Below are 18640 nucleotides of genomic sequence, written 5' to 3'. Positions count from 1 at the left end.
AACAAAGCGCCCCGTTTTTATTCAAAAATGCACCAAGAATTAAACACAAACAGACAACAGAAATTAAGTTATTCATGACCTAGTTGGAGAATGAATAACACAATCGATGAGCAGATTGTCTGTGGATCTAAAACAAAAAAGATCGCCGAAGCGATCTTTTCAATCAAAGCCTAATCAATGTTTAGCTAAGCGAGAATGGGTTTAATCAAGGAGGGTTTGCGCAGCATACAAGTGTATGTGAGCAAACCCGACGCAGAGTAAACGTATTCTAGCAACGATAAACTTGATTAGACGTTGAAGCGGAAGTGGATCACGTCGCCATCTTTAACGATGTAATCTTTACCTTCTAGACGCCATTTACCTGCATCTTTAGCGCCACTTTCACCCTTAAATTGGATGAAATCATCGTAACCAACCACTTCAGCACGAATGAAGCCTTTCTCAAAGTCAGTGTGGATTTTACCTGCTGATTGAGGAGCCGTTGCACCAATAGGGATAGTCCATGCACGCACTTCTTTAACACCGGCGGTAAAGTAAGTTTGTAGAGTAAGAAGGTCATAACCTGAACGAATAACACGGTTTAGGCCTGGTTCTTCAATGCCCATATCAGCAAGGAACTCAGCGCGGTCTTCGTCGTCAAGCTCAGCCATTTCGGACTCGATAGCGGCACAAACAGGAACGACTACGTTGTTCTCTTTCGCTGCGAACTCACGTACTGCGTCTAGGAACGGGTTATCTTCAAAGCCTTCTTCATTAACGTTAGCGATGTACATAGTAGGCTTTAGCGTTAGGAAGTTTAGGTAGCCAACCGCTGCCAATTCTTCTTTGCTTAGCTCAACCGTACGAGCCATTCCGCCTTCAGTTAGGACTGGAAGTAGTTTTTCTAGTACAGCAAGTTCAAATTTAGCGTCTTTATCGCCGCCTTTGGCTTTCTTAGCGTTACGTTGCATTGCGCGTTCACAGCTATCTAAGTCAGCCATCGCTAGCTCAAGGTTGATCACCTCGATGTCTTCGATAGGTGATACTTTACCTGAAACGTGAACAATGTTTTCGTTCTCAAAACAGCGAACAACGTGACCAATAGCGTCAGTTTCACGGATGTTAGCTAGGAACTTGTTGCCTAGACCTTCACCACGAGATGCACCCGCTACCAGACCTGCAATATCCACAAATTCCATAGTAGTAGGCAGGATCTTTTGTGGATTTACGATTTCAGCAAGAGCGTCTAATCGTAGATCTGGCACAGGAACCACACCTGTGTTTGGTTCGATGGTACAGAACGGGAAGTTAGCCGCCTCGATACCTGCTTTAGTTAGAGCATTGAAAAGAGTTGATTTACCAACGTTTGGAAGACCAACGATGCCACATTTAAAACCCATGATTAAAACCTTATTCTGCTTTGAACGTGTGTAAGCGATTTTGTGCTTTAGTTAAACCGTCTTTTAGCAATATATCTAAACTGCGTACGGACTCGTCGACTACGGCTTCAAGACATTCTTGCTCTTTAGCTGGAGCTTTGCCTAATACATAGCCAGCTACGCGGTCTTTATGACCTGGGTGGCCGATGCCGATGCGTAGTCGATAAAATTCTTTGTTATTGCCTAGTTTGCTAATGGAGTCTTTTAATCCATTGTGGCCACCGTGACCGCCACCTTTCTTGAACTTGCCTACGCCCGGAGGTAAGTCTAGTTCATCGTGTGCGATCATTATTTCTTCAGGCTTAATCTGATAAAACTTGGCTAATGCGGCAACAGATTTACCGGATAGATTCATGAAGGTGGTTGGGATCAACAAGCGTAGGTCGTGGCCATTTGCCAAGATTCTGCCTGTTAAACCAAAAAACTTTGGCTCATTTTTTAATGTCACATTGTGTACGCGAGCTAATTCTTCGACGACCCAAGCGCCTGCATTGTGACGTGTTTTAGCGTATTCAGGACCCGGATTCGCCAGACCGACAAGTAATTTGATTTCTTGGCTCAAGATTTGACTCTCGTAAATGTAGGTGACAATAAAAAGCGCGATATGATAGCACGCAACATAGCTAAGAGTAAAAAATCCCGGTGCTTATTACTAAGTACCGGGATTTTCAAAGTTATTTAGGTTCAATGGAACCCGATGTTAGCAACGATTAGTGGCTAAACATCGCTGAGATAGACTCTTCGTTGCTGATGCGACGAATAGCTTCAGCAAGCATGCTAGATAGAGTTAGCTGAGTAACTTTACCTGTTGCTGCCATCTCTTTGCTCAATGTGATTGAGTCAGTGATGATCACTTGGTCAAGCACAGAGTTTTTGATGTTCTTAGCGGCATTGCCAGAGAACACTGCGTGAGTTGCGTAAGCAAATACACGCTTAGCGCCGCGCTCTTTAAGAGCTTCAGCTGCTTTACACAGAGTGCCACCTGTATCAATCATGTCGTCAACGATCACGCAGTCGCGACCTTCAACATCACCGATTAGGTTCATTACTTCTGAAACGTTAGCACGTGGACGACGCTTATCTACGATAGCGATGTCGATGTCACCAAGCGCTTTAGCAGTAGCACGAGCACGTACAACACCACCAAGATCTGGAGAAACAACAACAGGATCTTCTAGGCCACGGTTCGCCATGTCTTCTAGCAGTACTGGAGTACCGAAGATGTTGTCTACCGGCACGTCGAAGAAACCTTGAATCTGTTCAGCGTGTAGGTCGATAGTTAGAACGCGGTCAACACCAACGTTAGACAAGAAGTCAGCGACTACTTTAGCCGTGATTGGCACACGAGCAGAGCGCACGCGGCGATCTTGGCGAGCATAGCCGAAGTAAGGGATTACAGCTGTAATACGGCCAGCAGAAGCACGACGCATAGCGTCGATCATTACCACCAATTCCATAAGGTTGTCATTGGTAGGTGCGCACGTTGATTGGATGATAAATACATCGCTACCACGAACGTTTTCATTAATTTGTACAGCGACTTCGCCGTCAGAAAAACGGTCTACAGTAGCATCACCTAGAGAAATGTATAGGCGATCAGCAATGCGTTGGGCTAGTTCAGGTGTTGCGTTACCAGCAAATAGCTTCATATCAGGCACGGTGGAAACCTCAAGGTTGCGTCCAGTTAATTGGGTAGTGTTTGGGCAGTAAACTGCGCCAATGTCAGGTGCAAAGGAGAAATATTGTTTCCTTGTGCAACAAATGCTGTTGTATTTTCAGGGAGTTGTCTTAATATGGTTTCCGCTTCATGTTGAGTATCAAACTCAGCAAAAACGCAAGATCCTGTCCCCGTCAATCTTGACGGCGCGTATTGTAACAGCCATGAAAGTTGCTTATCAACCTCTGGGTACAGTAAACGCACTATTTTTTCGCAATCGTTTTCGTAAGGACTGCTATCTAGTTCATTCCAGCCACGTTTTTTGGTGTCTCGCGTTAAATCTGGATGAGTAAAAATATCTACCGTGGCGATGCTCACGTCCGGTCTTACCACTAAATACCACTTTTCAGCAGGGGTCACAGGGGTCAAATTCTCCCCGACACCCTCTGCAAAGGCGGCGAAGCCTTGCACAAATACAGGAACATCAGCCCCTAAGCTTAATCCAATATCTGCTAATTGTGGCAGAGGAACGTTCAGATCCCATAGAAAGTTAAGAGCAACTAAAGTCGTTGCCGCATTCGAAGAGCCGCCACCGATGCCGCCTCCCATAGGAAGGACTTTCTTTATATGAATATCAGCGCCGAATTTGCATTGCGCGTGCGCTTGTAAGGCGGTCGCGGCTTTCCAGATAAGATTTTGCTCAAGTGGCACACCCGTAAGCTCAGGGGTAACGGTAATCTTTCCGCTATTGTTAGCGGTAATGGTGAGTTCATCGCCAAAGTTAATGAACTGGAACAAGGTTTGCAGTTCGTGGTAGCCATTTGCACGACGACCCGTAATGTAGAGAAAAAGATTAAGTTTGGCAGGAGAAGGCCAAGTAGTAGCTGTGGTTATCATTGGATCTCCCACTTGCTAACAGCAATGTTTAACTTAATTGGCTCGCGAGAGAGGGTCATTCTATTAGGAAGAATAACATCTTCGTTTTCTTGATAGCCTTTGTAGTCCATCAACCAAGTTTGCTCACCACGAGTTTGCTGAAGCGAAAGCAATGTACCGTTGCCGGCCACCTGGAAGTTATCAGCCGCAGTAGGCTGCCCTTTAATCCAGTCTTGCATATAAACGATAGGTAGGCGCATGCCTGTCAATTGATAGAAAAGCAGGTCGGCATCTTTATCAAAGTAGCGATTGCCATCAATGTCGGTCACCTTTGCCCCTTCATCATCAATCACAAGGTTCAATACCGTCTTACCTAAAAAGGTAGATAGGCGCAGTTCACTCTTTTCAGGAGATTGTTTCCAGTGAAAATTTAGGCTTTGGCGCTGGGTTGGATCTATATAGCCAAGCTTTCCAGTGATGCGAAAGTGAGTCAGAGCGGACAGTTTTTGCTGGTGATCTTGATACTCGACACTGTGCGTAGGCATGTGCTGTGTGGTTTCACAGCCAAACAGAAGCAAGACCAAAACAATTGGCGTAAACCTAACCAACCATTTAGAAAAAAGGGATATTTGAGTCATTTGCATGGCAAGAATGAGAGTTCTGATTCAAGGTTTGTGCCAATGATACAATAAAGCCTCTTTTATTGCTGTAGTGGTTCAAGTAAAATTGCGGTTTTGTTTTGTCCATGTCTAAGTAGTCCATGTCTCTATTGACCATAGGAATCAATCACAATACCGCCTCGGTGGAACTGAGAGAAAAAGTCGCGTTTTCTCCAGATAAGATGAGCGATGCCTTGCAGCAGTTGCAATCAATGCCTGTGGTCAGCGGCAGTGTGATCTTATCTACGTGTAACCGCACAGAGCTCTATGTGGATGTTGATGCGCAAGCAAGCAGCGATATTGTTGATTGGTTGATTGACTTCCATCAGGTTGATGATGGTGATTTAAAGCCAAGCCTCTACACGCATAGGGATGAACAGGCTATCCAGCATTTAATGCGAGTTTCGTGTGGACTGGACTCTCTCGTTTTGGGCGAGCCTCAAATCTTGGGGCAAGTAAAGCAAGCCTACGCTGATGCGAAAGAGCACGAAGCGGTGCAGGGTAACCTTGATAAGCTATTTCAAAAGGCTTTCTCTGTTGCTAAACGCGTTCGCACAGAAACTGACATTGGTGGTAATGCCGTATCCGTCGCCTATGCCGCGTGTACTCTAGCAAAGCACATCTTTGAGTCCTTAGACCGCTCGCGTGTGCTGCTCGTGGGCGCCGGTGAAACTATTGAATTAGTTGCCAAGCATCTATCTGATAATGGATGCACGCAAATGACGGTAGCCAATCGAACCAAGGAGCGAGCAGCAGGCTTAGCATCTCAGTTCGATGCGCAAGTCGTGAGCTTAAGTGAGATTCCAACTGCGCTGGCACAAGCCGATATCGTGATCAGCTCAACAGCAAGTCCTCTGCCCATTATTGGTAAGGGAATGGTAGAAAGCGCGCTTAAGTCTCGCAGGCATAAGCCGATATTGTTTATCGATATTGCTGTCCCTCGTGATATTGAATCTGAGGTATCAGAGTTAAGCGATGCGTATCTGTATACTGTCGATGACCTGCAGTCCATCATTGACCAGAATATTGAACAGCGCAGAGCAGAAGCGGTTCAGGCAGAAAAAATCATTGGCATTGAGAGCAAAGAGTTTCAAAGCTGGTTGCGCTCTCGAAAAGCCGTAGAAAGTATTAGAGATTACCGTCGTGCATCCCACACGATAAGACAAGATTTGCTCGCTAAGAGCTTGCAAGCTTTGAGCACTGGTGGTGATCCAGAAAAAGTATTACTAGAGTTAAGCAACAAATTAACCAATAAGCTTATCCATGCCCCAACTAAGGCGCTTCAAGAGGCGGCTGAGAAGGGAGAGTTGGATGATTTGGCTGTATTGAGAAAAAGCCTAGGTCTCGAAGACCTTTAACTAATTTAAGAAGAATATGAAAGCATCGATTTTAGTGAAGTTAGAAACGCTGGTTGAGCGTTACGAAGAAGTGCAGCACCTGCTTGGTGATCCCGATGTTATTGGCGATCAAAACAAGTTCCGCGCGCTATCAAAAGAGTATTCTCAGCTAGAGGAAGTCACTAAGTGCTTCCAAGCCTATCAGCAAGCTCAAGAAGACCTTGAAGCGGCGCAAGAGATGGCTAACGAAGATGATCCTGAGATGAAAGAAATGGCTCAGGAAGAAATCAAAGATGCAAAAGCAAACATCGAGTCTTTGACCGATGAGCTACAAATCTTACTTCTACCTAAAGATCCAAACGATGAGCGTAACTGTTTCCTTGAGATCCGCGCGGGTGCTGGTGGTGATGAAGCGGGTATTTTCGCAGGTAACCTTTTCCGCATGTACTCTAAGTTTGCAGAGAAGAAAGGCTGGCGCGTTGAAGTCATGAGCGCTAACGAGTCAGAGCAAGGCGGTTATAAAGAAGTGATCGCTAAGGTTTCTGGTGACGGCGTTTACGGCACCATGAAGTTTGAATCTGGTGGCCACCGTGTACAGCGTGTGCCAGAGACTGAATCTCAAGGCCGTGTTCATACATCAGCATGTACTGTTGCGATCATGCCTGAGATCCCTGAAGCGGATCTGCCAGAGATTAAAGCAAACGATCTTAAAATTGATACCTTCCGTGCATCTGGCGCGGGTGGTCAGCACGTTAACACCACTGACTCTGCTATTCGTATTACTCACTTGCCAACAGGTACAGTAGTAGAATGTCAGGACGAGCGTTCACAGCATAAGAACAAAGCGAAGGCGATGTCTGTGCTAGCGGCTCGCATTATTCAAGCCGAAGAAGCTAAGCGCGCGGCTGCGGTTTCTGATACTCGCCGTAACCTATTGGGTTCTGGTGACCGTAGTGACCGTATTCGTACCTACAACTATCCACAAGGCCGAGTGTCTGATCACCGTATCAACCTAACTCTGTACCGTCTAAACGAGGTATTGGAAGGCGATATGCACGCGCTTATCGATCCTGTGATGACTGAACACCAAGCTGATCAGCTAGCAGCGCTTTCTGAGCACGGCTAATTCGTGTCTTTGCCTAGTATTCAAGAGTCGCTCGTTGCAGCGACTCTCTTGTTGACGGAGTCTGGCGCTGATTCAGCCAAGCTGGATGCCTCTGTGTTGCTTTGCCATGTGTTGCAAAAGCCGCGCAGCTACCTGCTCACTTGGCCAGAAAAAGCCCTCACCGAAGAGCAGAACCAAGATTTTAACGCCTTGATAGTGCGCCGTGTTAGTGGCGAGCCTGTTGCTTATATCACAGGTGAGCGCGAGTTTTGGTCACTGCCACTAAAGGTTTCCCCAACTACCTTGATTCCGCGTCCAGACACCGAGCGTTTGGTCGAACTGGCACTTGAGAAAATTGGCTCAGAGCTAGGTAAAGGATTAGATCTTGGCACGGGCACTGGCGCGATAGCGTTAGCCTTGGCATCAGAATGTCCGCACTTTGAATTTATTGGTGTTGATATTCAGGCGGATGCTCAGGTTTTGGCGACAGACAATGCACGTCAATTGGACATCCGTAATGCTCGCTTTTTACAAGGCAGCTGGTTTGAACCTGTTGTTAATGAAGGGCCATTCCAGATCATTGTATCCAACCCTCCTTATATTGATGAGCAAGACCCACATTTAGCGGTGGGAGACGTTCGATTTGAACCTGATTCTGCACTAGTGGCTAAGGAGAATGGTTTAGCGGATCTTCGGCACATTGCATTGCATGCTACAGAATACCTTGCCGAGAATGGCTGGCTACTCATGGAGCACGGTTATGATCAAGGGGAAGCAACACGACAAATTCTTACAGAGATGGGCTATGACTCCGTCTCTACTGAACAAGACTATGCCGGTCAAGATAGAGTGACCTTAGGCCAATTTAAAGGAAGAAGTTAATGTACGTTGCATTAAAGCACACCCATCTAATGTTGATTGCATTGAGCGCAGGATTATTTCTGACTCAGTATATCTTGATGGTGACTAAGTCACCGCTGCAAAACAAGACATTCATTAAAGTGGCACCACATGCCGTCAATGGCTTGCTGATCTTATCTGGCGTCATGTTGCTGTTTGTGACGGGTTGGGTTCCGTTTGCGCCTGGCTCTGAATGGTTATCTGAGAAATTTACCGCATTACTAGCCTACATTGCGCTTGGTGTGTTTGCACTACGCATGGGTAAAAACCAATTGTTACGTGGCTTTGCGTTCTTAGGTGCCATGGGTTGGTTATTGATGGCATTCAAAATTGGCATGACGAAAATGCCAATGTTTATGGGGTAAACAATGTCAGATCTGTGGTTTAACGGTCTTGATGATTTAGAATTGGTCGAAGGCGCATTGCGTCTTTGCTCCCAGGTCGACCCTAGCATTAATGCTACTTGGGTTGAACTGCAATTAGAAAAGATGCTTGATGAAGCTGAACAGGTTTTATCGAGAGAAACGAACGAGAAGGCACGCTTTGATGCCTTAATACGCATGTTCTATCAGGAGTGGGGCTTTCAGGGTGACTATGAAAGCTACTTTTCTTCTGAGAACGCCTTTGTCGAAAAGGTTCTGCAACGTAAGAAGGGCATCCCTGTCAGCCTTGGTTCACTGCTGTTGTATTTAGGTCGTAAACTTGGTTTTCCTATAGAGGGTGTCAGTTTTCCCACTCAGTTCCTGCTAGTGATTAAATGGCCAGATATGAAGCCTGATTATGTGAACCCGTTTAATGGCGAGTATGTGGCTAAGCACACGTTGCAGTCTTGGCTTAAAGGCGCCGAGGGTAATGCAGCTATGCTTAAGCCAGAGCATTTGTCGATTGCCGATACCTCTACCATTATCGGACGCTGGCTAGGCGTGCTGAAGGGCGCTCTTATGCGCGAAGAGCGCTATACTCAAGCCTTGGCGTGTAGCAATCTTGCGTTGAGCCTAGTGCCTGAAGACCCATATGAGATTCGCGACAGGGGCTTCATCTATCAGCAGCTAAATTGCTTCCAGGTTGCACGTAAAGATTATGAGTTTTTCATTGAAAAATGCCCTCATGATCCCGCGGCAGACATGCTCAAGTTGCAATTAAAATCAATTAACGACGAGCCAGTGGTCTTACACTAGCTTCAATAAAAAGAGAGATACACATGGAACAAAAAGTAGTTCAGGTTGGTGATATTTCAGTCGCCAATGATAAGCCTTTCACTCTATTTGGTGGGATTAATGTTCTTGAATCACGCGATCTCGCAATGCGTGCATGTGAACACTACGTTGAAGTGACGGATCGCCTAGGCATTCCTTACGTGTTTAAAGCCTCGTTTGATAAAGCAAACCGCAGCTCAGTTCACTCTTACCGTGGTCCTGGCCTTGAAGAAGGAATGAAGATCTTTGAAGAGCTGAAATCTACGTTTGGCGTAAAAATCATTACTGATGTGCACACTGAAGCGCAAGCTCAGCCTGTTTCAGAAGTGGTTGATGTTATTCAGCTTCCTGCTTTCTTGGCTCGTCAAACTGACCTTGTTGAGGCAATGGCAAAAACGGGCGCTGTGATCAATGTGAAGAAGCCTCAGTTCATGAGTCCAAATCAGGTAGGTAACATCGTTGATAAGTTTGCTGAGTGTGGCAACGATAAGATTATCTTGTGTGAGCGCGGCGCATGCATGGGCTACGACAATCTAGTTGTAGATATGCTGGGCTTTGGCGTAATGAAAAAGGTGTCAAACGGCAGTCCTATCATCTTTGATGTGACTCACTCACTACAGATGCGCGATCCAAGTGGTGCAGCATCTGGTGGTCGCCGTGAGCAGACAGTAGAACTGGCGAAAGCAGGTCTTGCTACAGGTATCGCAGGCTTGTTTATTGAAGCGCATCCAGACCCAGAGAAAGCGCGCTGTGATGGCCCTTCAGCTCTGCCTTTGGACAAGCTAGAACCATTCTTGGCACAAATGAAATCACTGGATGATTTGATTAAGAGCTTTGCTCAAATCGATATCAAATAGGGTTTAACACTCTAACTCTGTGATAGTAATAGTAAAAACGGGCATTGCATTCGCATGCCCGTTTTTTTGTTGCTATTTTTTGTGCGAATACATTTCATTGGAAAGAAATACATGGAACGGTTAAAAATGAAATCACTGGTCTTGGCTGTAGCGTTTGGCACGCTCGCGGTAGGCTGTGCATCGGATAATGTTGTTGAAACCAACGGCGTTCAAAAGCTGACAATCTTACATACCAACGACCATCACGGTCGCTTCTGGCCAAATAAATATGGCGAGTTAGGTATGGCGGCGAGAAAGACGCTCATCGATCAAATTAGAGAGGAAGTTGAGTCTGAAGGTGGCGCCGTATTGCTGCTTTCCGGTGGTGACATTAATACCGGTGTTCCTGAATCCGATCTTCTCGATGCAGAACCTGACTTCAAAGGCATGACGCTACTCGGCTATGACGCAATGGCACTGGGTAACCACGAATTTGATAATCCATTATCGGTTCTCGAAAAGCAGCAAGAGTGGGCTGAGTTCCCTATGTTGTCTGCCAATATCTATGACAAAGAGAGCCAAACACGTAAATTTCAGCCTTATCAGATGTTTGAAAAAGAAGGTCTGAAGATAGCGGTCATCGGCTTAACCACAGAAGACACAGCAAAGATTGGTAACCCTGAATTTATTCAATCTCTCGATTTCAGAGATCCAAAGCCAGAAGCGAAGCAGTTGCTCGCAGAGATTGAGCAATCCGAACAGCCAGATATCACTATTGCTGTGACTCACATGGGTCACTACCAAGATGGCAATAACGGTGGTAATGCTCCAGGTGACGTGGCGTTAGCTCGTTATCTTCCTGCAGGCGCTTTAGATATGGTGATTGGTGGTCACTCACAAGAGCCTGTTTGTATGGAAGGGCCTAATCTGGTGAAGAAACAGTTCAAGCCTGGTGATGAGTGTCAACCTGACCAACAAAACGGCACTTGGATCATGCAAGCCTTTGAGTGGGGCAAATACGTTGGTCGTGCGGATTACGAATATGAAAACGGTGAATTAAACCTTGTTCATTACGAACTTGTGCCTATCAACCTAACCAAAAAGGTAGAGGTTGATGGTAAGAAAGAGCGCGTCATCGTGGGTGAAGAAATTGAGCAAGATTCAGATGTCGAAGATTTCTTAGCGCCGTATCAAGAGCAAGGCCAAGAAAAATTGAATGTGAAGATCGCAGAGTCTAATGGCAAGCTGGAAGGCGATCGTAATAAAGTTAGATTTGAACAAACCAATCTAGGACGCTTGATTGCTACCGCGCACATGACTCGTGCAAAAGCTGACTTTGGCGTAATGAACTCAGGTGGCGTGCGTGATTCTATTGCACAGGGTAATATCACCTATAAAGATGTGTTAACGGTTCAACCGTTTGGCAATATCGTTACCTATGTGGACATGACGGGCGTTGAGGTATTGGATTACCTGAATGTTGTTGCATTGAAACCAACGGACTCGGGCGCTTATGCTCAGTTTGCGGGTATTTCTATGACAGTGACGAGCAAGGGTGTTACTGATGTGATGATTGGCGGCAAAGCGATTGATCCAAACGGTAAGTATCGCTTTAGTATCCCTAGCTTCAATGCCGCGGGTGGTGATGGTTATCCTGCGATTACCGCTCATCCTGGTTATGTGGATACTGGTTTCGTTGATGCTGAGGTTCTGAAAGAGTATCTTGAGAGCCATAGTCCACTAGACGTAACTCTATACGCGCCAAATGGCGAAGTTCGTTACCCGTAAAATAAGAGAGAACCATGACACCTGCTGTACGTTTATTGAAAAAGAACAAGGTACCCTTTGAACTTCATCAATATAAGCATGACCCAAACCATGAAAGCTTCGGTTTAGAAGCTGTTGAGGCGACGGGCCAACCTGCGGAGCAGGTGTTTAAAACTCTACTTTTCTCAGTGGACGGCAGTGCTCAAGGTCTAGGAGTTGCTGTTGTCCCTGTTAACAAAAAATTGAATCTTAAGCTTGCCGCTAAGGCGAACAAGCTTAAAAAGGCCACTATGGCCGACCCTGCATTGGCACAAAAAATCACAGGCTATTTGCTTGGAGGGATAAGCCCTTTAGCTCAGAAAAAACGCCTGCCAACCTTCATTGATCAAAGTGCTGAGCATCAAGCTACCATCTGTATTAGTGGTGGAAAGCGAGGGCTGGAAATTGAAATCAACCCACAGTTGCTGGTTGAGCAAGTACAGGGCTGCTTTGCTCCTCTAAGTGAGTAAAACTAAAGCATTGCAACAGCCGATAACAGCAATAGAGAAGCCATCCCTACATTGAAGCTTTTGATTCGAATGGAGGTAGTGAGCCAGCGCTGCAGTTGCGTGCCTGCTAATGTCCACAGTGTGACCGATGGTATATTGGCTAAGGTAAAAATCCCTGAAATCACCAGCAAATCCCACCACGAACCGGTTGCGCTAAACAAAGCGATAGCGGTTAAAGCCATCGACCACCCCTTTGGATTGACCCATTGAAAGCTTGCCGCACCTAAAAAGCTCATTGGTGTGAATGAGCCTTTCTCCTTCACCTTACCGCTGGTGGCAATCTTAACGGCCAAGTAGAGCAAATACCCAAGGCTTACATACTTAAGTATGGTGTGACTTTGAGGATAAGCATTAAACACGCCAATCAACCCAACTCCTACCAAGATCAGCATTACGGCAAAACCTATCGTAATCCCCAGCATGTGAGGGATGGTTTTCCTAAAACCTACATTAGCACCCGAGCTCATCAACATTATATTGTTTGGTCCCGGAGTCGCTGTGGAGACAAAAGCAAACAAGAGTAACGCGCCTAAATGATGCAGTTCCATGACTAAAACCTTCTATCGTAAATGGATAGAACAATTTTAATTGGAGCACTGAGCAATTATTTGCTTATATTGATAGTAATAGACCCAATTGAACAATCTGAGTGCGCTATGGATAAGTTTGACGAAAGAATATTGCAAGAATTAAAGCGAAGCGGAAAAATAGCCAATGTTGAACTGGCAGAGAAGGTAGGTTTGTCGGCTTCGGCGACATTGCGGAGAGTGCAGGATCTCGAGCGTAAAGGCGTCATTAAGGGTTATCGGGTACTTCTTGATAGTGTGCAGCTTGGCGTGGGTTTCGTGGCTTATGTGTCGATAGGGCTCTCGTCGCACAGCAAGAAGGCCCAACATGCCTTTGAAGAGCATGTTCGCTTTGTCGATGAGGTGGTGGAGTGCCACAACATTACTGGCGCTAATGAGTACTTGTTGCGAATTGAGACTCAAGACCTGGCCTCGTATAAGCGTATTCATGCCGATGTGCTGGGAGAGTGTGAGTACGTCAAATCGATTACAACTATGGTGGTGATGGATTCGCCTAAGGATGAAAGGCTTTGATCAGCTGCAAGCTTTAAGCTGTCAGCTTTCAGATTAGAACCTGATTAAATCACCGTCATTAAGACATGGTGAAATCACCGTCATTCCCGCATGTTGTTAGCGGGAATCTGATTGCGTGAGGAAATAGATCCTCGATAAAAGCACTCGAGGATGACCAGTATCAAGAAAGTGCTTTTGGCTGAAGGCTTTTAGAAGTCAGCTTTCAGGGCACATTCAACCATGACAACAACTGCGTCATTCCCGCATGTTGTTAGCGGGAATCTGATTGTGTGAGGGAATAGATCCCCGATAGAAGCGCTCGGGGATGACCAGTTTCAAGAAAGTGCTTTTGGCTGAAGGCTTATAGCTGTCAGCTGACAGCTACAAATAAGTCTTACTTCTTCAGGCTGAGCTTGCCTTTCACTCGAGGCTTGTTGGCTTCGCTTGGTTTTGTAGGGTTGGCTTTTGGTTTAGCGTAACTCTTATTGCCAGATGGCTTTCCAGTTGACGAATTGCCCTTTGGTCTGTGTCTGCTAGGGGTAAACTTGCCATCAAATACCTGCTTTTGCTCATCGCGGTTGCGACGGGCTCTAGAGGCTTGGTTTTCTTCACGGCTATCGTAAAGCTTAGCGTCAGTGGCTTTTCTTATACGTCGGCCTTGAGCATCCTTTACGGAGGCTTCTTCTGTTCCTACAGAATCGCCGCTGATTTCAAGCAAGGTTTTTACCTCATCATCACTTAAGTAGCGCCATTTACCGTTGGGAATGCCATCGATAGTGATATTCATAATACGCACTCGGCGCAGTTTGAATACACGGTAATCTAACGCTTCACACATGCGTCGAATCTGACGGTTCAACCCTTGGGTTAAGACGATGCGAAAACTGTACTCGGACTCTTTAGTGATCTCGCATGGCAAGGTTACCGTGTCCAGAATTGGCACACCGCTGGCCATCTTCTTCAAAAACTCTGGTGTGATAGGTCTATCAACACGAACCACATACTCTTTTTCGTGGTTGTTCCCAGCGCGAAGGATCTTATTGACGATATCACCATCGTTGGTCAAAAAGATTAGGCCATCTGATGGCTTATCTAATCTACCAATCGGGAAAATACGTTCTTTGTGTCCAATAAAGTCGACAATGTTTCCAGGGATATCGCGCTCTGTGGTACAGGTGACCCCTGTAGGCTTGTTCAGTGCTATGTAGAGGGCTTTGCGCTTTTCTCTTAGCGGTTTGCCATCAACAAGAACCTCGTCCTCTGAAGAGACCTTAGTGCCCATCTCTGGGATTTTACCATTAATGGTCACTCGGCCTTGTTCGATCAGTCTGTCCGCCTCTCTGCGAGAGCAGAAGCCAGTTTCACTGATGAATTTATTTAGTCGCTTTGCGTTATCAGACATAGTTCTCTCTGTTTTGAGTTAACCTTGACGTTTTTGGTGACGTTCTCGGTTCTCTAGTTTCTTCTCTTCGTTCTTCTTCAGCATTACATAGATTGCGCCACTTCCACCGTGAAAGGCTTGAGCTGAATGAACACAAAGTACTTCATTAATTTGTTGTAGCCAAAAAGCAACGTAGCTTTTCATTAGCGCAGGTGGGTTTGAGTTATGACCCTTACCATGCACGATAATGATAGTTCTTGCTTCGAGCCTTAAGCATTGCTTAAGAAAGTGTACTACTTCATCTCGCGCTTGCGTTAGGGTTCTGCGATGCAGATCTAACTTGGCCTGAATTGGGTACTTGCCCAGCCTTAGCTTTCGGTAAACGCCATTTTGTACACCGCTACGTTTAAACTCGATAATATCGTCAGGCTTTAGCATGGGCGCATTATCAAGCGTTAAATATTCAGGTAGTTCTTCTTCAATACTTACCGCCGCTAGTTGTCTCAGTAGATGGTTATCATCGGTGGTATGAGACTTCTTATGGACGGCAGTGTCTTGATGGAGAGGTTTAACATCTCCCATCATCTCATGAAAGGAAAAATCATTTTCAAATTCTTCAGACATAAAAATCAAGAAATAGGTTGGAATAGGGAGATTATAATTGGAAATCGACGAACGTCACTTAAAAAAGAAAAACCGAGGCAATTCAGATTGCCTCGGCGCAACAATTGGCTGCTAACTGATCTAGTGAGGAGATTCATCACCCATTACTGAATGATGTAACCATAGTAATTTGTGACTTGAAAGTAGAGATGATCTGGATCAATTGTTGCCCGTATGTAACTTTAAGTTTGCTATTAATGGCTGGTGGCTCTCATTTTTGGTGAGGTAGTGTGATTTGTCGCCACATAGATAGTTCAAACGCATTTTTATAGAGATAGGTATTGCGCAGTGAGAAAAAATCCGTAATATACGCGGTCTCAGCAGGAAATACTCCTCGTTGAGAGCTCGGTGAATAGCGCAGCTTGGTAGCGCATCTGGTTTGGGACCAGAGGGTCGGGGGTTCGAATCCCTCTTCACCGACCACATTAAGAAAGCCCGTCAGAAATGACGGGCTTTTTGCGTTTCAGAAGATTCAATTTGTATTGAGAGCCTAGTCGGGTGCGGAAGCCCGCCGCGCCGGAAGCCCGGTCGCATCAAGTCCCTCTTCACCGACCATATTAAGAAAGCCCGTCAGAAATGACGGGCTTTTTGCGTTTCAGAAGATTCAATTTGTATTGAGAGCCTGGTCGGGTGCGGAAGCCCGCCCCGCCGGAAGCCCGGTCGCATCAAATCCCTCTTCATCGACCATATATAAAAACCCCGCACAATGTGCGGGGTTTCGTCGTTTTAGAGACAGACAAATCAGTCGGGTACGGAGCCCGCCGCGCAGGAACGCAGTCCGCAGGAAGCCCGGTTGCACGCAATTCCGCAATATGATTTTAGAACACAAGTCACAACTGGTAATACTTTGTGTTTTCCTTATGGACTTTTGTTCTCTTGAGAGATTAATGGGTTAGGTTTTTGGAGGTTGTTTTTTGAACTAAATATTTGCGATATGCGCAAAATTGTCTAAAAATTAAACACTCCAAATACGAAGGATCTCGTGATGTTGGACAAATCGATTGTCTGGTGTGGCACCGTTTTATTGTGCATGAGCCAAGGTATCCATGCAGAAGAAAATAACGATGTCACTCTTACAGTGGGTGACGTTATTGATAAACCTGGTGTTCTATCCCCCAAAGGAACTTGGTCCTTAGAAGGATCCCTTAGTTTCACTCAAAACTCTTCAAATCGTGTGTCTGTGGTTGGTTATACAGTGCTTCCTACGCTCATTATTGGGCGGATTGAGGTTAGTGATGCCGATTTTGTAACGACCACTTTCGGGCTTACAGCGCGTTTGGGATTAACCAATGCGACCGAGTTTGAGTTGAGACTGCCTTATGTTTACCGTAATGACCAAATAACAGTGAGACCAATACAAGATGGTTCGCCCGACGTGATTAATCGTTCTAATAGCGGTGGGGCTATGGGGGATCTAGAAATTGGTCTACGTCATCAGTTTAATTTTGATAGCACACCATACTGGATAGGGGGGCTTAGATTAAAAACCAGAACGGGCCGCTCTCCTTATGAAATCGATATTGATGAAAGTACCAATACTTTGGAAGATGTCTCTACAGGTTCAGGATTTTGGAGTATTGAACCTAGCTTGACCATGCTCTACCCCACAGATCCCGCAGTGTTGTACGCTAATATAGGCTACATATACAATATTGAAGACAAAGTCGAAGTGGGTAGTGATAGTCAAAAGATAGACTTAGGAGATACGATATCAATTGGCGGAGGCATGGGGTTTGCTGTAAATCCAGATCTATCCTTTTCACTAGGCGTGACCCATAGAACTATTCTAAAAAGTAAGATTAATGGACAAGAGCCCGATGATGCAAAGTTACTGCATCTGGATTCTTTAACTGCTGGTATAAACCTAAGAATGAATCCGCGTTCGTCACTCAATATAAGCGCCCAAGCCGGTCTTACTGAGGATACTCCTGACTTCCAATTGTCGGTTAGAGTTCCATACTACTTTTAGTCGCTTTAGCACCTATGTGGCTAGTACTTATGCGGCTAATATCTGTGTTGTAGTAGAGATTCTTTTAGTCGAAGATCGTCTCGAATTTGCTTGTTGACGCTTTCGACGCGAGCATCCACATCCACGACGGTATTTAGGCCGAGCACACTGTCATCGAGAGTGTTTTGTATAATATTGACAATGCTAGGACCAGTCACAATATCAGGTTTTGTTGGCTCCGACGGGCTAGATTGGTCACTGGTACTTTCGATGATATTACCTTCACCTACTTGGACTACACTCACTAGGTTGGGAGTTTCTGGAAGGTTATTGTCGCCACTTGGAACAGACTCCGCGGTTAGAGTGCCGTTTCTAAACACTAAGTTGGCTATAGTGTTTTGATAGATGTTTTTGCCATTCACAGCAGCTGTGATGCTGATGCCTATATCAATGACATAATCATTGCTTAGCTTAAATCCACCTCGCAAAGTTGATAGGGTGTGGCTATCAGCAATTCTGATATTGGACACGTCAATTTCTTCTGCATAAGACACACTGGCAGGTAAAAAAAATAACCCAAATGCAACTACCAATTTATTACCTATCATAGTTACTCCTAATAGTCGCCTGGGCTAGGTAACGTAATGCTAAATACACCTAGTGACTCTCTAGAGACGCCACTCTCGAGAGGGGATGTATTGTAAATAGAAAAATTGTCATCCTTAATAAAGCCGGCTCTACCTATTTTTGCTTCATTGCGTACTAATAACGTTAGCCCTTGGTAGTAATGATTGAACTCATCTATTTGCATCACCATTGTTCCACGAGAAGGGTCACCCAGTACTACATTTTTTTCGCTTATGCCTCGAATGACTACAAAATGCATATAGCCATCAAAATTAACCAAGGTTATTCCTGGCACACCGATCTTACGGAGCTTTTCTAAACTTATGTGGAACCCATCAGCTTTCAAACCAACCGACTTCAAGTAAGATTTCATATCAAGCAAAGAAAACCCCTGCTCACTTATAATATCTTTGTCTCCTTGTTCGTACATAGCATCAAAGATCTCTTGCTCTTGTGCTGGTTTCTGGTAGTGAAATTGAAGCAAGGAGGCTAGTGCAGCAGACCCACAACTAAAATCATATTGCTGTCGGTAAACATCACCGAAAACCAGTTCTTTATAGCTTTTTACTGGCACAGAGTAGTTTGCTCTGTGTGGCAAAAACTCAATAGCGAAGGTTGATGCTGACATTGTCAGCATCAACCA

At 45.4% G+C, this 18640-nt stretch carries 20 protein-coding genes and 1 tRNA gene; 11 read left to right on the top strand and 10 right to left on the bottom strand.

From position 1 onward, the window contains the following. Positions 1-287: 287 nt before the first annotated feature. From ychF to lolB, 5 genes are all read right to left on the bottom strand, one after another. Positions 288-1379, bottom strand: a complete 1092-nt coding sequence (gene ychF, locus OCU35_RS09870) for a redox-regulated ATPase YchF (RefSeq protein WP_261825290.1) — start codon at positions 1377-1379, stop codon at positions 288-290. A 10-nt stretch (positions 1380-1389) separates the two neighbouring features. Further along, positions 1390-1980 carry an aminoacyl-tRNA hydrolase gene (gene pth / locus OCU35_RS09865; RefSeq protein ID WP_017027130.1) on the bottom strand — a complete coding sequence of 197 codons (591 nt, stop codon included), beginning with the start codon at positions 1978-1980 and terminating at the stop codon, positions 1390-1392. Positions 1981-2128: 148 nt separating this feature from the next. Beyond that, positions 2129-3076: a ribose-phosphate pyrophosphokinase gene (locus OCU35_RS09860; protein ID WP_017027129.1), complete on the bottom strand. Its 948-nt coding sequence runs from the start codon at positions 3074-3076 to the stop codon at positions 2129-2131. Positions 3077-3102: 26 nt separating this feature from the next. Continuing rightward, positions 3103-3972, bottom strand: coding sequence for a 4-(cytidine 5'-diphospho)-2-C-methyl-D-erythritol kinase (gene ispE, locus OCU35_RS09855; RefSeq protein ID WP_102329539.1), 870 nt, complete (start codon positions 3970-3972; stop codon positions 3103-3105). Then, on the bottom strand, positions 3969-4589 hold the full coding sequence (lolB, locus tag OCU35_RS09850) for a lipoprotein insertase outer membrane protein LolB (protein ID WP_261825289.1): 621 nt from the start codon (positions 4587-4589) through the stop codon (positions 3969-3971). Before lolB ends, ispE begins: the two co-directional genes overlap by 4 nt. Positions 4590-4711: 122 nt before the next feature. Here lolB and hemA point away from each other — a divergent pair, with 122 nt between their 5' ends. The 8 genes from hemA to ybaK all read left to right on the top strand — a co-directional run bounded on the left by hemA (position 4712) and on the right by ybaK (position 12260). Beyond that, positions 4712-5968, top strand: coding sequence for a glutamyl-tRNA reductase (gene hemA / locus OCU35_RS09845; protein WP_017031144.1), 1257 nt, complete (start codon positions 4712-4714; stop codon positions 5966-5968). A 16-nt stretch (positions 5969-5984) separates the two neighbouring features. Then, on the top strand, positions 5985-7073 hold the full coding sequence (gene prfA / locus OCU35_RS09840) for a peptide chain release factor 1 (protein ID WP_017027125.1): 1089 nt from the start codon (positions 5985-5987) through the stop codon (positions 7071-7073). Between the two features lie 3 nt (positions 7074-7076). After that, the gene (prmC, locus tag OCU35_RS09835) at positions 7077-7934 is read left to right on the top strand and encodes a peptide chain release factor N(5)-glutamine methyltransferase (RefSeq protein WP_261825288.1); all 858 of its coding nucleotides are present in this window, start codon (positions 7077-7079) and stop codon (positions 7932-7934) included. Beyond that, positions 7934-8317, top strand: coding sequence for a SirB2 family protein (locus OCU35_RS09830; protein WP_102360312.1), 384 nt, complete (start codon positions 7934-7936; stop codon positions 8315-8317). Before prmC ends, OCU35_RS09830 begins: the two co-directional genes overlap by 1 nt. A 3-nt stretch (positions 8318-8320) precedes the next feature. Continuing rightward, complete coding sequence (locus tag OCU35_RS09825) at positions 8321-9130, top strand: SirB1 family protein (protein ID WP_261825287.1); 810 nt, start codon at positions 8321-8323, stop codon at positions 9128-9130. A 23-nt stretch (positions 9131-9153) separates the two neighbouring features. Beyond that, on the top strand, positions 9154-10005 hold the full coding sequence (gene kdsA / locus OCU35_RS09820; protein WP_017027121.1) for a 3-deoxy-8-phosphooctulonate synthase: 852 nt from the start codon (positions 9154-9156) through the stop codon (positions 10003-10005). A gap of 126 nt (positions 10006-10131) precedes the next feature. Next, positions 10132-11772, top strand: coding sequence for a bifunctional UDP-sugar hydrolase/5'-nucleotidase UshA (gene ushA, locus OCU35_RS09815; protein ID WP_017031139.1), 1641 nt, complete (start codon positions 10132-10134; stop codon positions 11770-11772). Between the two features lie 14 nt (positions 11773-11786). Continuing rightward, complete coding sequence (gene ybaK / locus OCU35_RS09810) at positions 11787-12260, top strand: Cys-tRNA(Pro) deacylase (protein ID WP_017027119.1); 474 nt, start codon at positions 11787-11789, stop codon at positions 12258-12260. 2 nt (positions 12261-12262) lie between these two features. Here the strand turns inward: ybaK and OCU35_RS09805 are convergent, their stop codons facing one another. Further along, positions 12263-12847: a LysE family translocator gene (locus tag OCU35_RS09805; RefSeq protein WP_261825286.1), complete on the bottom strand. Its 585-nt coding sequence runs from the start codon at positions 12845-12847 to the stop codon at positions 12263-12265. Positions 12848-12955: 108 nt separating this feature from the next. On the opposite strand from OCU35_RS09805, the gene OCU35_RS09800 reads away from it, so the two are divergent. Further along, complete coding sequence (locus tag OCU35_RS09800) at positions 12956-13399, top strand: Lrp/AsnC family transcriptional regulator (RefSeq protein ID WP_026026061.1); 444 nt, start codon at positions 12956-12958, stop codon at positions 13397-13399. A 373-nt stretch (positions 13400-13772) separates the two neighbouring features. Here the strand turns inward: OCU35_RS09800 and rluF are convergent, their stop codons facing one another. Both rluF and smrA read right to left on the bottom strand, forming a co-directional pair. Further along, positions 13773-14780, bottom strand: a complete 1008-nt coding sequence (gene rluF, locus OCU35_RS09795; RefSeq protein WP_261825285.1) for a 23S rRNA pseudouridine(2604) synthase RluF — start codon at positions 14778-14780, stop codon at positions 13773-13775. Between the two features lie 18 nt (positions 14781-14798). Continuing rightward, positions 14799-15383: a DNA endonuclease SmrA gene (gene smrA, locus OCU35_RS09790; protein ID WP_065599376.1), complete on the bottom strand. Its 585-nt coding sequence runs from the start codon at positions 15381-15383 to the stop codon at positions 14799-14801. A gap of 385 nt (positions 15384-15768) precedes the next feature. On the opposite strand from smrA, the gene OCU35_RS09785 reads away from it, so the two are divergent. Together OCU35_RS09785 and OCU35_RS09780 are read left to right on the top strand one after the other, a co-directional pair. Further along, positions 15769-15845, top strand: a tRNA-Pro gene (locus tag OCU35_RS09785). Positions 15846-16407: 562 nt separating this feature from the next. Beyond that, positions 16408-17391, top strand: coding sequence for a transporter (locus OCU35_RS09780; protein WP_261825284.1), 984 nt, complete (start codon positions 16408-16410; stop codon positions 17389-17391). A 35-nt stretch (positions 17392-17426) separates the two neighbouring features. On the opposite strand, the gene OCU35_RS09775 is transcribed toward OCU35_RS09780, so the two are convergent. Both OCU35_RS09775 and OCU35_RS09770 read right to left on the bottom strand, forming a co-directional pair. Then, a complete protein-coding gene (locus OCU35_RS09775; protein ID WP_017027113.1) occupies positions 17427-17978 on the bottom strand; it encodes a hypothetical protein in 552 nt (183 codons plus the stop codon). A gap of 8 nt (positions 17979-17986) precedes the next feature. Continuing rightward, positions 17987-18625, bottom strand: coding sequence for a C39 family peptidase (locus OCU35_RS09770; RefSeq protein ID WP_261825921.1), 639 nt, complete (start codon positions 18623-18625; stop codon positions 17987-17989). Between the last annotated feature and the right edge of the window lie 15 nt (positions 18626-18640).

Source organism: Vibrio breoganii (assembly GCF_024346795.1).
Classification (GTDB): Bacteria; Pseudomonadota; Gammaproteobacteria; order Enterobacterales; family Vibrionaceae; genus Vibrio; species Vibrio breoganii.
Note: the sequence above shows the minus strand (reverse complement) of the source record. Positions and strands in the feature narration are given on the sequence as shown.

Excerpts from the sequence above, each read along its gene's own strand:
- ychF (WP_261825290.1), bottom strand. The coding sequence starts at position 1,379 with ATGGGTTTTAAATGTGGCATCGTTGGTCTTCCAAACGTTGGTAAATCA.
- ispE (WP_102329539.1), bottom strand. The coding sequence starts at position 3,972 with ATGATAACCACAGCTACTACTTGGCCTTCTCCTGCCAAACTTAATCTT.
- lolB (WP_261825289.1), bottom strand. The coding sequence starts at position 4,589 with ATGACTCAAATATCCCTTTTTTCTAAATGGTTGGTTAGGTTTACGCCA.
- hemA (WP_017031144.1), top strand. The coding sequence starts at position 4,712 with ATGTCTCTATTGACCATAGGAATCAATCACAATACCGCCTCGGTGGAA.
- prfA (WP_017027125.1), top strand. The coding sequence starts at position 5,985 with ATGAAAGCATCGATTTTAGTGAAGTTAGAAACGCTGGTTGAGCGTTAC.
- OCU35_RS09830 (WP_102360312.1), top strand. The coding sequence starts at position 7,934 with ATGTACGTTGCATTAAAGCACACCCATCTAATGTTGATTGCATTGAGC.
- OCU35_RS09825 (WP_261825287.1), top strand. The coding sequence starts at position 8,321 with ATGTCAGATCTGTGGTTTAACGGTCTTGATGATTTAGAATTGGTCGAA.
- kdsA (WP_017027121.1), top strand. The coding sequence starts at position 9,154 with ATGGAACAAAAAGTAGTTCAGGTTGGTGATATTTCAGTCGCCAATGAT.
- ushA (WP_017031139.1), top strand. The coding sequence starts at position 10,132 with ATGAAATCACTGGTCTTGGCTGTAGCGTTTGGCACGCTCGCGGTAGGC.
- ybaK (WP_017027119.1), top strand. The coding sequence starts at position 11,787 with ATGACACCTGCTGTACGTTTATTGAAAAAGAACAAGGTACCCTTTGAA.
- OCU35_RS09805 (WP_261825286.1), bottom strand. The coding sequence starts at position 12,847 with ATGGAACTGCATCATTTAGGCGCGTTACTCTTGTTTGCTTTTGTCTCC.
- OCU35_RS09800 (WP_026026061.1), top strand. The coding sequence starts at position 12,956 with ATGGATAAGTTTGACGAAAGAATATTGCAAGAATTAAAGCGAAGCGGA.
- rluF (WP_261825285.1), bottom strand. The coding sequence starts at position 14,780 with ATGTCTGATAACGCAAAGCGACTAAATAAATTCATCAGTGAAACTGGC.
- smrA (WP_065599376.1), bottom strand. The coding sequence starts at position 15,383 with ATGTCTGAAGAATTTGAAAATGATTTTTCCTTTCATGAGATGATGGGA.
- OCU35_RS09780 (WP_261825284.1), top strand. The coding sequence starts at position 16,408 with ATGTTGGACAAATCGATTGTCTGGTGTGGCACCGTTTTATTGTGCATG.
- OCU35_RS09775 (WP_017027113.1), bottom strand. The coding sequence starts at position 17,978 with ATGATAGGTAATAAATTGGTAGTTGCATTTGGGTTATTTTTTTTACCT.
- OCU35_RS09770 (WP_261825921.1), bottom strand. The coding sequence starts at position 18,625 with ATGTCAGCATCAACCTTCGCTATTGAGTTTTTGCCACACAGAGCAAAC.